The organism is Bradyrhizobium sp. LLZ17 (assembly GCF_041200145.1).
Taxonomy (GTDB): Bacteria; Pseudomonadota; Alphaproteobacteria; order Rhizobiales; family Xanthobacteraceae; genus Bradyrhizobium.
This window is the reverse complement of record NZ_CP165734.1, coordinates 6,412,046-6,424,567: the sequence shown is the minus strand read 5'-3', so window position 1 is coordinate 6,424,567 and position 12,522 is coordinate 6,412,046. Positions and strand designations below refer to the sequence as shown.

Genomic DNA, 12,522 nt, shown 5'->3' with positions numbered 1-12,522 from the left:
TGACTCCCAGGAGAACACTCACCCCTTGAACGCCGCCTGCGCTTCCGGCAAATCCCAGATCTTGCCGATCGCAGCAGTGCCGGCAGCAATGATCGCCGCTTCATCGGCGCCGAGATAGCGGCCCTCATCGACCAGCACGTGGCCGTCGACCATGACCTGATCGATATTGGCGCGGTTGGCGAGTGCGATTAGTGCGCGGCGTGGGTCGAACAGCGGCTGAAGATGCGGATGGGTGAGATCGACCACGGTGAGATCGGCGGTCGCGCCCGGCTCGATCCGGCCGAGATCCGGCCGCTTGATGACGTCGGCGGCAATCGCCGTGTTCGCCTCGATCAGCTCGGGCGAGTTCGCGACATCGGGGCGCGCTGAGGTGATCTTCGAGATCAGCGAGGCGGCGTTGAGTTCGCCGAGCAGGTCCATGTTGTAGCCGTCGGTGCCGACCACGGTGCGAACGCCGTGCTCCACAAACCGGCTGAACGCCGCGGTGACGCCGGCGCGCGCGAACACGCGCGGGCAGTTCAGCACGGTCATGCCGCGCGCGGCCATCAATTTCAGATCGTCGTCGCTGCTGAACATGCAGTGCGCCGCCATCAGGTCCGGCGCGAGCAGGCCGAGCCAATCGAGATATTGCGCCGGCGTGCGGCCGCCATAGCGCTTGCCGATGGTCTCGACCTCGGCGCGGCTCTGCGCCATATGCGTGGTGATGGGAACACCAAGCTCGCGCGCCCGCGCGGCGCAGGCCTTCAGCAGATCGGGACCGCAGGTGTCGGTGGCATGCGGGCTCATCGCGAGGCTGATACGTCCGTCGCCGCGATTGTTCCAGCGCTGATAGAGCGCGTCCCAGGTCGCCATATCGGCGGTGCCGTCGTCGCCGGCATAGTGGACCACGCCATCGGCGCCGGCCTTAGCGTCGGAGGTCGAGAACAGATACGGCGCGCCGTAGAAGCGGATGCCCATCTCCTGGGCCGCATCGAACATCTCCGGGATCGAATTGCGGAACGGCTCCATCACCGTGGTGGCACCGCCCTTGAGGAGCTGAAGGATGCCGAGCCGCGCCACCGCGAGGCGCTCTTCCGGCGCCAGGATGTCGGCGCCGCGTTTGGTCAGCGGCAGCAGCACAGTGTAGATGATGCTCTGGTTATGCTTGCGGCCGTTGCCGTCCTCGGTATGGCTGCGCGCCACCGCCTCGCTAAAGCAGTGATTGTGCAGGTTCAACAGGCCCGGCAGCACGAAGCGGCCGGGACGATCATAGACCTGCTCCGCGTGCGGCTTATCGCGTGTGACCGCGGCGATCTTCTTGCCTTCAACGAGGACCCAATGGTCGCGCAATACGTCCTGCGCGCCGTCCTTGCGGGACAGCACATAGCTGCCAAAAATTGCGATTGCGCTCATGCGGGGCGTACGTTCCAGAAGACGGCGGTGCCGTCGAGAATGCCGGTGATGGCCTTGCGATAGGCGGTCGGCTGCTTGTACAGGCCGATCGGGATATAGGGGATTTCCTCAAACGCGACCGCCTGAATCTCGCGGCAGATGCGCTGCTGCTCAGCAAGCTCGGACGCCGCCAGCCATTGGCGGCGCAACGGCCCCATCCTCTCGCTCGCGTACCAGCCGGCAACCTTGGCCTCGCCACGCAGATTGGTGTTGCCAGCCGGATTGAGCCAGTCGATGCCCTGCCAGTTGCCGACCGCTGCACTCCAGCCGCCCTGCGGAAGCGGATCTTTCTTGAGCTGACGCTGCAGTACCACGGCAAAATCGAGCCCGGCATATTCGACGTTCATGCCGGCCTTGCGCAGTGAGTCGACGGCGATCTCGCCGAGTGGCTTTTGCGCGAGCGAGTTGGTGGGCACGAGCAGCACGATCTTCTCGCCATTGTAGCCGGCGGCTTTCAGATCGGCTTTCACCCTGGCGTAGTCGCGCGGGCCGCGGAACACGTCGAGGCCGACCTCGCTCGCCATTGGCGTTCCCGGCGCGAAGTAGCCGATCGGCGACACTTGGTAGGCCGGATCGGTGCCGGCGACTGCCATCATGAACAGGGACTGGTCGATCGCGCCCAACAGCGCGCGGCGAATCGCGGGATTGTCGAATGGCGGCTGGAGGTGGTTGAGGCGCAGCATGCAGGCGTAACCTCTGGGATCGAGCACGCGCGTGTCGATATCGCCGGCGGCCTTGATCACGGGCAACAGATCATGCGGCGTGGTCTCCTGCCAATCCTGCTCGCCGGTCTGAAGCGCGGCGACGCCGGTGCCCGCATCGGGCGTGGTGGTCCAGACCACGCGATCGTAGTGCACGATCTTCGGTCCCGCCGTCCAATCCGGCTTGCCATTGCTGCGCGGCTGATAGCGCTCGAAGCGGGCATAGGCGTTGCGCGCGCCCTGCACGCGCTCGTCGGCGAGATAGCGGAAGGGGCCGCTGCCGATCACTTCGGTCAGCGGCTTGAACGGATCCTGGCTCGCCAGCCGCTCCGGCATCATGAAGCAGGCATTGATCGCGGCCTTGCCGAGCGCTTGCGGCAGCAGTGGAAACTGACGCTTGAGACGGAAGCGGATGGTACGGTCATCGACAGCCAGGAGCTCATCCGTAGCCTCCATCAGCTCACCGCCAAAACCATCGCGCGCCGCCCAGCGGCGGATGCTCGCGACGCAGTCGCGCGCCAGCACGCGCTCGCCGTCGTGCCAGAACAGGCCGTCGCGAAGGGTGAGGTCCCATTGCAATTGGTCGCCGGAGATGGCGTGGCCCGACAGCATCTGTGGCGAGACCTGGAGCGACGAGCTCATGCCGTAGAGTGTGTCGTAGACCATGAAGCCATGGTTTCGCGACACCTGCGCGGTCGAATAGATCGGATCGACGAAGGCGAGATCGATGACAGGGATGAAGCGTAGCGTGGTCTGGGATTGCGCGCGGACGATGCCCGGCAGCGAAAGCGCCGGCAGCGCTGCGGCGGCCTTAACAACCGAGCGGCGGGAGATGGGCATTACGAGAGGCTCCTGTGTGACGCTAGATCCAGCCGCAGCGGCAGTGCGCCCTCTCCCCCGCTTGCGAGGGAGGGCTGGGGCGAGGGTGCATCCGCAGGCGAGGACCCCCAAGAGGAGAAAACCCTCACCCGGCGCTTCGCGCCGACCTCTCCCGCAAGCGGGCGAGGTGCAGCGAGCACGCGGCCCGACCGATCCAGAACGTTCAAGCGCATCGTATACCCTTCAAGCACGCAGCAAGACCGCGCCGATCGCCACCGCCACCGCCTGCTGCGCCGGCTCGACCACGGGCGCACCGATGGCCTCAGCAATTGCAGCGCGATGCGAGGCCATGCCGGCGCAACCCATCACCACGACGTCGGCACGGCATTGCGCGACCAGCGCGCGACCGGCTTCGATCAAGCGGCTGCGGATGTCAGCGCCTGCTGTCTCCGCCGCGCTCGCGCCGACGGACCAGCTTCCGGCATAGCGGCTGTCGACGCCCATGACCCGCGCCATGCGCTGCTGACGGCGGATGCTCGACGGCGACAGCGCGATGATCCCAAAACGTTCGCCGAGCATCAGCGCCCGGAAAATACCGCACTCGGCGATGCCCAGCACCGGACGTCCGTCCGCCGCCTCGCGCACCGCATGCAGGCCGGGATCGCTGAAGCAGGCGAGCACGAAGGCATCTGCATCGTCGCGCGACACACGGTTCACCAGCGGCATGACGACGCTGTCGGCATCGCGCTGCGAGCTGATGCCGGGCGGTCCCTCGGCAAGGCCGACCACCTCGATCTCCGGCCCGCCAGCGATGCGAAGCGGTGCGACCGCGTGGTCGATCGCGGCCGTCACCGATGCGGAGGAGTTGGGATTGATGACGAGAATGCGGCGGCGGGTCATGGCATTGCTCAGCTGTTATCAGCCTCGTGACGCAGGAAGTTGGCGGCGATCTTCTCGCCAGTTGTGATCCAGACGTCCGGGCAGGATTTTGCGTAGGTCAGGAACTCGCGCAAGAGGCGCAGCCGCATCGGACGGCCGCTGCATTGCGGGTGCAGCACCGTGGTCACCATGGCGCCCCAGTCCCGGGTTTCGTCGAGCTCGTCCTTCCAGATCGACAGCACGTGCTCCTTGGGAAAGATCGAGCGCGGGCTGAAGCGGGCGGAGAGGCCGTGCATCCAGTCGTCATAGCTCGCGGTCACCGGCAGCTCGATCGTTCCAGGCTTGCCGTCGGCGAGACGATGGCGATACGGCCGCACGTCGTCGCGGAAGGAAGAAGTGTAGACGATGCCGTGGCGCACCAACGCGACCCGCAGCTCCTCGGTGAACTCGCCATAGGGCGCGCGATAGCCGGTCGGCCTGATGCCGAGCCGTCGCTTCAGCGCCTCGAAGCCGCGCTCCAGTTCCTCCTCGATCCAGGGATCGCCGGGATCCGGCAGCAGATGATGATAGCCATGATGACCGATTTCATGACCGGCCTTGAGGATCGATTCCGCCATCGCCGGATGCGCGTCGACCGACCATCCCGTGATGAAGAACGTCGCCTTGAGATCGAGCTGGCCGAGCAGCTCCAAAAGCTTCGGCGTGCCGACACGCGCCTCGTAGCCGCCATAGCTCATGGTAATGAGCCGCTGCGCATGGACCGCGTCCTTGCTGGTCCAGGCGCTCTCCGCGTCCACGTCGAACGACAAGAACATCGCCGAATTGTACGGCTTGGGCCAGGGATATTCCGGCGCGGGATCCGCGGTGTTGGCCGGAACGAGCGGGATGCTCTGGAGTGCCTTACTGTCCAGCATTGATGGTCGCCTTCTCTATGCCGTTATCGTTGAGTTTCCACTTCGCCAGCAGAGCACGATAGGTGCCGTCCGCGATCAGCGCATCGAGCGCCTCGACCATACCCTGCTGCAACGCCTTTTCCTTGACCGGCAGCGCAATGCCCGTGAACTGCGTCGCGAACGGATCGCCGACCGGCGCATAGGCGCCCGGCTCGATGTCCATCAGATAGGGCAGCGTCTCGTTGCCTTGCACGGCGGCGTCGATACGACCCTGCCTGAGCTGCGTGCGCGCATCCGCCGAGCCGTCCGTACCGACGAACTGGATCGGATTGCTGCCGCAATTCTTCTGGCTCCACTTGTCGATCTCTGCCGGAAACATGGTCCGGCGACTGGCCCCGACCTTCTTGCCGCATAGCGCAGCCATGTCCTTGAACTCGGAGGCACGGGATTGCTGCACGAAGAATTTTGGACCGCTACGCAGATAGTCGACGAAGGAGGCAATCTCGTGCCGGCTCGCATAGTCGGTGAAGCCGGACAGGATGGCATCCACCCGGCCCGTCGAAATCGACGGCATGAACTCGGCAAAGCTGGTTTCGGTCCATTCGATCTTGACCCCAAGCTTGCGCCCGAGCGCCTCGCCGAGATCGATGTCGAAGCCAGACAGCGTGTTGGCGGCGGGATCGCGGAACTCCATCGGAGGATAGTTCGGCACCAGCGCCACCTTGATGCTGCCGCGCTTGGCGATCTCCGCCGGCAGCTCGATGGCCATGGCAGATGCACTCAAAGCCCCCAAAATCACCGCGGCAACCAAAATTCTCTTCATCAACATGCCCCCGTTTCAGATCACTGCCGAAAGAAATGCCTTGGTGCGCTCCTCGCGCGGCGCGCCGAGGACCTCGGATGCCCGTCCCTGCTCGACGATCGCACCCTGATCCATATAGACGACGCGGTCGGCGACTTCGCGCGCAAAGCCGAGCTCGTGCGTCACCACCAGCATGGTCATGCCGCTCCGTGCCAACTCCTTCATGACGGCGAGCACCTCGCCGACGAGTTCGGGATCGAGCGCACTGGTCGGCTCGTCGAACAGCATCAGCATCGGCTTCATCGCGAGCGCACGTGCGATCGCCACGCGCTGCTGCTGTCCGCCGGAAAGCTGCGCGGGATACGCGTCGGCCTTCGCCGACAGCCCGACGCGCCGGAGTAGTTCGAGCGCCTCGGCGCGCACTTCACCGGGCTTGCGCCCCTGTACCTGGAGCGGTCCTTCGGTAATGTTGTCGAGCGCCGTCTTGTGCGGGAACAAATTGAAGCGCTGGAACACCATGCCGGTCTTCAACCGCTGCCGGCTAATGTCGCGCTCGCTCAGCCGATAGAGCCGGCCGCCCTGCTCGCGCATGCCCAAGAGCTCGCCATCGAACCAGATGCCACCATTGTCGATGGCGGCGAGCTGGTTGATGCAGCGAAGCAGCGTGGTCTTGCCCGACCCGGACGCGCCGATCAGACACACCACCTCGCCGGGCCAGATGTCGAGCGAGACATTCTTGAGAGCTTGAAACTCGCCAAAACTCTTGCTGACGGAGCGGATCGCGACGAGGGGCTTTGTCATCGCGCAAACCGCAACGTGCCGCGGGCAAAACGGCGTTCGAGCAGCATCTGGAGCGGCGTCAGGACCGAGACTACGAGCAGGTACCAGAGCCCGGCGACGATCAGCAGCTCGATCACGCGGGAATTGGCGTAATAGATGTTTTCGGCGTTGTGCAGCACCTCCGGATACTGGATCACGCTCGCAAGCGAGGTCGCCTTCACCATGCCGATGAACTCGTTGCCGAGCGGCGGGATCACCACCCGCATCGCCTGCGGCAGGATGATCCGGCGCAGCGCGCGCAAGCGCCCCATGCCGATCGCCTGCGCCGCCTCGTATTGCCCGATGTCGACCGACAGCATGCCGGCACGCATCACCTCGGAGGTGTAGGCCCCCTGGTTGATACCGAGCCCGAGCAGCGCGGCAAGGAACGGCGTCATCACGTCGACGGCGCGCGCGCTCCACAGACCGGGAATGCCGATGGTCGGAAACACCAGCGCGAGGTTGAACCACAGCAGCAATTGCAGGATCAGCGGCGTGCCGCGGAACAGCCAGGTGTAGCCGGCGGCGACAGTCTTCAGCACCGGATTGGGCGACAGCCGCATGATCGCGACGACAATGCCGAGGAAGATGCCGAGCGCCTTCGCCAGCACCGCCATTACCATGGTGTTGACGATGCCTTCGAGGATCGCCTTTACAGTCAGGAAGCGGCCGACATACGACCATTCGATCTGGCCGTTCGCAAACGCGCGACCGATCGCAACGAGCGCTAGGATAATCACCGCCGCGCTGAGCCAGCGAAACCAGTGCGGCTCGCGCGCGATCCGCATCCCCGACAGATCTGGAAAACCTTCCGCGAGTGCCGGCGCCGATTTCATTGCGACGCCGCGTTGAGCATGGGCTGGGTCACCGCGTTCGCGCCAAGGCCCCATTTGTCGAGCACGGCCTTGTAGGAGCCGTCGGCGATCATGGCGGCGAGCTTCTCCGTCACGACCTCACGAAGCGCCACATCTTCCTTGCGAAACATGATGCCCTGATAGCCCTTGGCGAAGGCTTCACCAACGACGCGATATTTGCCGGGCTCCTGCGTTTGCGCGTAAGGCAGCGTCTCGCTGCCCTGTACAGCCGCATCGATGCGGCCCTGCTTGAGCTGGTTGCGGACGTCGATCGAGTTCTCGCCTGGCACGTATTGGATGGCCGGCTTGCCCGCCGCCTCGCAATTCTGCTTGCTCCACTTCTCGATCTCGACCGGAAAACTGGTGCTGCGCGTGGTGCCGATCTTCTTGCCGCAGAGATCGGTCGCCGCCTTCGCCTCGCTCTCCGCCATGACGAAGAACTGCGGACCGGTCGTCAGATAGTCGACGAAATCGGCGGTCTCGCGTCGCGAGGCCCGGTCGGAGATGCCGGACAGAATGAAATCGGCGCGCTTGGTCTGGAGCGAGGGGATCAGCTCGGCGAACGGCGTTTCGCTCCAGACGATCTTGAGGCCGCCGAGCCGCTTGGCGAGCTCGTTCGCAAGATCGATGTCCAACCCGACGAGTTCGCTAGTGGCGGGATCGCGGTATTCCATCGGCGCGTAGGTGGAGTTGACCGTGAGCTTCAGCGTGCCCGCTTGCTTGATCTCCGCGGGAAGCTCGGCGGCCCCTGCGGACGCAACGGCGGCCAGCGCGGCAAGACCGAGAGAAAGTGAAAGGCGCGTCATGTCAGTTCCTTTGCCAGTCTTTTCCTTTGCCACACCGCGCCATCTGGTCAGTCAGCGTCGAGAACCGCGGGCTCGATGACACCGGCGCGCTCGGTGAGTACCCTGTATTGCTCCGGCCGCCGGTGAGCGGCGAAATTGAACATCTTGTCCTTGCCCTGGCGGCAGAGGTTGAGATCGACGTCGGCGACGATCACCTCGTCGCTCAGCGTTGCGGCCTGCGCAACGATGCAGCCGTTGGGGTCGACGATGCAGGAGCCGCCGATCAGCCCGGAGCCGTCCTCCTCGCCGGCCTTGGCGACCGAGATCGCCCAGGTCGCGTTCATGTAGGCGTTGGCCTGCGTCACCAGCGTCGAGTGGAAGGTGCGCAAGGAGGCGTCTTCGCTGACGCCGCCATTGGGATCGTAGGCGGCCGAATTGTAGCCGATGCAGACGAGCTCGACGCCTTGCAACCCGAGCACGCGCCAGGATTCCGGCCAACGGCGATCGTTGCAGATCATCATGCCCATGATCGCATGGGCCCAGGCCGAGCCGGCGCGGAACGCGGGAAAGCCAAGGTCGCCATAATCGAAATAGCGCTTCTCGAGTTGCTGATATCGCGCGCCCGGGCGCGGCTCGACCGAGCCCGGCAGATGCACCTTGCGATAGCGACCGAGAATTTCGCCGTCGCGGTCGACCAGGATGGCGCAATTGTAGCGGCGACCATTCGGCGTCAGCTCGGCATAGCCGACATAGAAGCCGACGCGCAGCACCCGCGCACGGTCGAACAGTTTTGTGACGGCCGGATTCGGAATGCTGCGCTCGAAATACTGGTCGAGCGCCTCGCCCTCCAGCAGCCAGCGGGGGAAGAAGGTGGTGAAGGCAAGCTCGGGAAACACTACGAGACTCGCGCCGCGGCCAGCCGCCTCCTCGAGCAGCGCGAGCATCCGCCGAAGCGTATGCTCACGCGCGTCTGCTCTTTGCGTCGGCCCCATCTGGGCCGCGGCGGCACGAAGGACACGAACCAAGATTGCCTCCAATCTGTGCGCGATGCTGCCTCAATGGGCGAACGAACCCATTGATCCAGCGTGCAAATCCGCGGCCATTACGGGGCAGCGGGGCTGCAAAAGCAATTCATCGTGCTATGATCTTTTGGCCCTGAGTATAATCGGCAGTGATATGAACCTGCGCCAGCTCGAGATCCTGCGTGCCGTCATCCGCCATCGCACCACGGTAGCGGCGGCCGACGAACTGGCGCTGTCGCAGCCCGCCGTCAGCAACGCGCTGAAGGCGATGGAAGCGCAGGCAGGCTTTGCGCTGTTCGAGCGCGTCAACAACCGGCTGTTTCCGACCGCGGAAGCCATGGCGCTCTACAAGGAGAGCGAGGCGATCTTCGCGCTGCACGCCAAGCTCGAGAACCGCGTCCGCGATCTGCGCGAGAACCGCTCCGGCCATCTCGCCATCGTGGCGACGCCGCCGCTCGCCTACAGCATCATTCCGTCCGCACTGTCAGGCTTCCTGCGCCGGCGGCCCGAGACGCGGGTATTTTTCGACGTGCGGCGCTATGAGGGCATCATCGAGGGCGTGCTCAGCCGTGTCGCCGAACTCGGCTTCGCGCTCGGGCTGACGCATCATCCCGGCATCGCACATGAGGTCGTGCATACCGGCGAAATGGTGTGCGTGATGCCGCCGCAGCATCCGCTCGCGGAACGGCCCGTCATCTCGGCCTCGGACCTGTCCTGCCTGCCCTTCATCGGGCTCGAACGTGGCACGCGGCTCGGCGAGGCCGTGCGGGACAGCTTTGCCCGTGCCGGCGCGCCGTTCCAGCCGACTGTCGAGGTGCGCTATTGCAACACGGCCTGCGTGCTCGCGGCCGCCGGTGTCGGCGCGGCGGTCGTCGACCCCTTCTCGCCACGGCAGAACGGCGGCCACGGCCTCGTCGTCCGGCCGTTCATGCCGACGACGCGTGCGGTGGCCTACATGCTGTGGTCGGAAGCCGAACCGCTGTCGCGGCTGGCAAAGGCCTTTCTCAGCGAGGTCCGCGAGCAAAGCGCATCGCTGGAGACCGCGACGCCACACGAATACAAGGCAGGGAGCGACTGAGCTTGCACCCCCGCGCGCAACCTCTTACCTGATGGCATATGGCACGCATCACCATCATCGAGACGGGGCAGGTCCCGCAAAAATATCGTGAGCGCCACGGCTCTTTTCCGGACATGTTCGAGCGCATGGTCCGCGCCGAGGATCCCACGGCCACGATCGACATCGTCAGCATTCCGAATGGCGATGCGCTTCCCGACCCCGACAAGGTCGAGGCCATCCTGATCACCGGCGCGGCCGCCGGCGTCTATGACGGACTCGACTGGATCGCACCGCTGGAGAATTTCGTCCGCAAGGCTTACGCCAACAAGACGCCGATGGTCGGCGTCTGCTTCGGCCATCAACTGATCGCCCAGGCGCTCGGCGGCACCGTCCGCAAATCGGAGAAGGGCTGGGGCATCGGCCGGCACGTCTATCGGGTGCTGCCGGAGAACGGCGTCGTCGACGGCGACGCGGTCGCGATCGCCGCCTCACATCAGGACCAGGTGATCGAGCCGCCGAACGGCGCGCTGACGATTCTCTCCTCCGACTTCACCCCGCATGCCGGCCTGCTCTACGCCAATGGCACGACGCTATCGGTGCAGCCGCATCCGGAGTTCGACGTGGACTTTGCGCGGGTGTGCTGCGAGCTGCGCGACGGCAAAGCGGCAGATGATCTCGTTGCGACGGCGAAGGCGTCGCTGGCCGAGCCGCTGGACAATGCGAAGCTGGGTGGAGCGATCACGCGGTTTCTGGCGCGGCGCAAGAAAACCTAATTCGCCCGATAACGCGACCAGTGACTTTCTTCCCTTCTGCCCTTGTGGGAGAAAGGTGGCGCGAGCGCCGGATGAGGGGTTGTTTCAGCAAATACAAATGCGAGAGATCCGCAAGCGGAGAGAAATCCCTCACCCGGCTTCGCTTCGCGAAGCCACCGTCTCCCACAAGCGGGAGAGGGTGCAATGTGCTCGCTGCGCGATCTCGCAAACCTCAGAAAGGATCGGTTCCCAGTCCCGCAACATCCGCAGGCCGCGGCCCCGACGCAGGCCAGTGAAACCTGCGATCCTTCTCCGCGATCGCAATATCGTTGATCGAGGCTTCTCGCCGCTTCATCAAGCCACGCTCGTCGTACTCCCATTGCTCGTTGCCGTAGGAGCGATACCACTGGCCGGACGCATCGTGCCATTCGTACTGGAAGCGCACCGCGATGCGGTTGCCGTCGAAAGCCCAGAGGTCCTTGGTTAGCCGGTAGTCGTGCTCCTTCTCCCATTTGCGGGTGAGGAATGCGACGATGGCTTGGCGGCCCTGGAAGACTTCCGAGCGATTGCGCCAGCGGCTGTCCTCGGTATAGGCCAGCGACACACGCACCGGATCACGCGAATTCCAGGCGTCCTCGGCCATGCGCGCCTTTTGCGCGGCAGTTTCACGGGTGAACGGCGGAAGCGGCGGGCGCGACATGGAAGCCTCATCGATTGGCGGGAGTGCAATCTATCGCCGCGCGCGGGGGAGTCGAGAGGCCGTCCGCTATCGCCCGATCACGAAATCAGATCAGCCTTCATCAAGGCGCGGATCGATTTCGGGATCGGCTGGGCGCGGCCGCCGCTGATGAAGGCGACGCGCACCTCGGCCTTCACTAGCACGTCCACGCCGCGCCGCACCTCCTGCGCCAGCATGATGGATGCGCCCTTCACCGCGATCGGCCAGGTCACGACGTCGAGCACGTCATCCATCCGCGCCGGCTTGAGGAAGTCCAGATGCATCGAGCGGACGACGAAGGCGAAGCTCGAATTTTCCGTCGCGGCCTGCTCGAACAGCGCCTGTTGCTCGGCGCCCATCAGCCGCAGATGGTTGGTGCGTCCCCGCTCCATGAAGCGCAGATAATTGGCGTGATAGACGATGCCGGAAAACTCTGGTTTGACGATATCGCAACAGGATACCAACTGCTTGATTTCGTTGGGGCGCTGGAGGGCGATAGCGTGAACAAGCGTAGATTTTTCTACGTCCCTTTCATGGCGAGCCGCAGCGCCTTCGGGATCAGCTTCAGTCTTCAGCTAGCTCGCCTCGAGAGAAATGTCAGCCCGGCCGCGAGCATAGCGGCCCGAAGGGGCATGCGGGACGAGTGCAGCGACAACACCGGCGTTTGAGCGGCACGCGGGAACGGGCAGTAATAACGCTCGCCACATGCGAGCTCGTTTTCCGAGTGCCCCCGGCGAGGAGCACTTCATGTCTTGCGCGAGGCATCGTCATCCGAAGGGCCGAGACAGCATGGCTCGGCAAGCTGGCTCATAGAGCCCCGTCCGCGGAGCGGACGCGCCCACAACCTAATCAGACCCGTACTTGTGCCATGGGCGAAAACCGCGGCACTTATGAGCCTGAATTCGGGAGATCCTATCGCGGACCTCACACCACTGACCCACATTAAGAACGTGTGCGGTTGTTTGCGTGAGAGTTTCCGGGTTCGTTGCT

13 protein-coding genes are annotated in these 12,522 nt (G+C 64.6%); 2 read left to right on the top strand and 11 right to left on the bottom strand.

All coding sequences use genetic code 11. From position 1 onward, the window contains the following. Positions 1-18 precede the first annotated feature (18 nt). From AB8Z38_RS30855 to AB8Z38_RS30815, 9 genes are all read right to left on the bottom strand, one after another. On the bottom strand, positions 19-1,392 hold the full coding sequence (locus AB8Z38_RS30855; protein ID WP_369721389.1) for an amidohydrolase family protein: 1,374 nt from the start codon (positions 1,390-1,392) through the stop codon (positions 19-21). Then, entirely contained in the window at positions 1,389-2,972 is a 1,584-nt protein-coding gene (locus AB8Z38_RS30850) for an ABC transporter substrate-binding protein (RefSeq protein ID WP_369721388.1), read from the bottom strand. The genes AB8Z38_RS30855 and AB8Z38_RS30850 overlap by 4 nt, the downstream gene beginning before the upstream one ends. Positions 2,973-3,194: 222 nt before the next feature. Further along, complete coding sequence (locus tag AB8Z38_RS30845; protein WP_369721387.1) at positions 3,195-3,851, bottom strand: aspartate/glutamate racemase family protein; 657 nt, start codon at positions 3,849-3,851, stop codon at positions 3,195-3,197. 8 nt (positions 3,852-3,859) lie between these two features. After that, positions 3,860-4,744 (bottom strand): polysaccharide deacetylase, encoded by an 885-nt coding sequence (locus AB8Z38_RS30840; RefSeq protein ID WP_369721386.1) that lies wholly within the window; start codon positions 4,742-4,744, stop codon positions 3,860-3,862. Next, positions 4,731-5,546, bottom strand: a complete 816-nt coding sequence (locus tag AB8Z38_RS30835) for an ABC transporter substrate-binding protein (RefSeq protein ID WP_369721385.1) — start codon at positions 5,544-5,546, stop codon at positions 4,731-4,733. Before AB8Z38_RS30835 ends, AB8Z38_RS30840 begins: the two co-directional genes overlap by 14 nt. A 15-nt stretch (positions 5,547-5,561) precedes the next feature. Beyond that, positions 5,562-6,326: an amino acid ABC transporter ATP-binding protein gene (locus AB8Z38_RS30830; RefSeq protein ID WP_369721384.1), complete on the bottom strand. Its 765-nt coding sequence runs from the start codon at positions 6,324-6,326 to the stop codon at positions 5,562-5,564. After that, entirely contained in the window at positions 6,323-7,180 is an 858-nt protein-coding gene (locus AB8Z38_RS30825) for an amino acid ABC transporter permease (RefSeq protein ID WP_369721383.1), read from the bottom strand. The genes AB8Z38_RS30830 and AB8Z38_RS30825 overlap by 4 nt, the downstream gene beginning before the upstream one ends. Then, a complete protein-coding gene (locus tag AB8Z38_RS30820; protein WP_369721382.1) occupies positions 7,177-8,004 on the bottom strand; it encodes an ABC transporter substrate-binding protein in 828 nt (275 codons plus the stop codon). The genes AB8Z38_RS30825 and AB8Z38_RS30820 overlap by 4 nt, the downstream gene beginning before the upstream one ends. Before the next feature lie 47 nt (positions 8,005-8,051). Further along, a complete protein-coding gene (locus AB8Z38_RS30815) occupies positions 8,052-9,008 on the bottom strand; it encodes an N-carbamoyl-D-amino-acid hydrolase (protein ID WP_369721381.1) in 957 nt (318 codons plus the stop codon). 151 nt (positions 9,009-9,159) lie between these two features. On the opposite strand from AB8Z38_RS30815, the gene AB8Z38_RS30810 reads away from it, so the two are divergent. Further along, positions 9,160-10,083, top strand: a complete 924-nt coding sequence (locus AB8Z38_RS30810; RefSeq protein WP_369721380.1) for a LysR family transcriptional regulator — start codon at positions 9,160-9,162, stop codon at positions 10,081-10,083. 38 nt (positions 10,084-10,121) lie between these two features. Beyond that, complete coding sequence (locus AB8Z38_RS30805; protein ID WP_369721379.1) at positions 10,122-10,835, top strand: type 1 glutamine amidotransferase; 714 nt, start codon at positions 10,122-10,124, stop codon at positions 10,833-10,835. 211 nt (positions 10,836-11,046) lie between these two features. Here the strand turns inward: AB8Z38_RS30805 and AB8Z38_RS30800 are convergent, their stop codons facing one another. Further along, on the bottom strand, positions 11,047-11,514 hold the full coding sequence (locus AB8Z38_RS30800) for a DUF1348 family protein (protein WP_369721377.1): 468 nt from the start codon (positions 11,512-11,514) through the stop codon (positions 11,047-11,049). A 77-nt stretch (positions 11,515-11,591) separates the two neighbouring features. Then, the gene (locus AB8Z38_RS30795; RefSeq protein WP_369721375.1) at positions 11,592-11,996 is read right to left on the bottom strand and encodes a YbgC/FadM family acyl-CoA thioesterase; all 405 of its coding nucleotides are present in this window, start codon (positions 11,994-11,996) and stop codon (positions 11,592-11,594) included. Between the last annotated feature and the right edge of the window lie 526 nt (positions 11,997-12,522).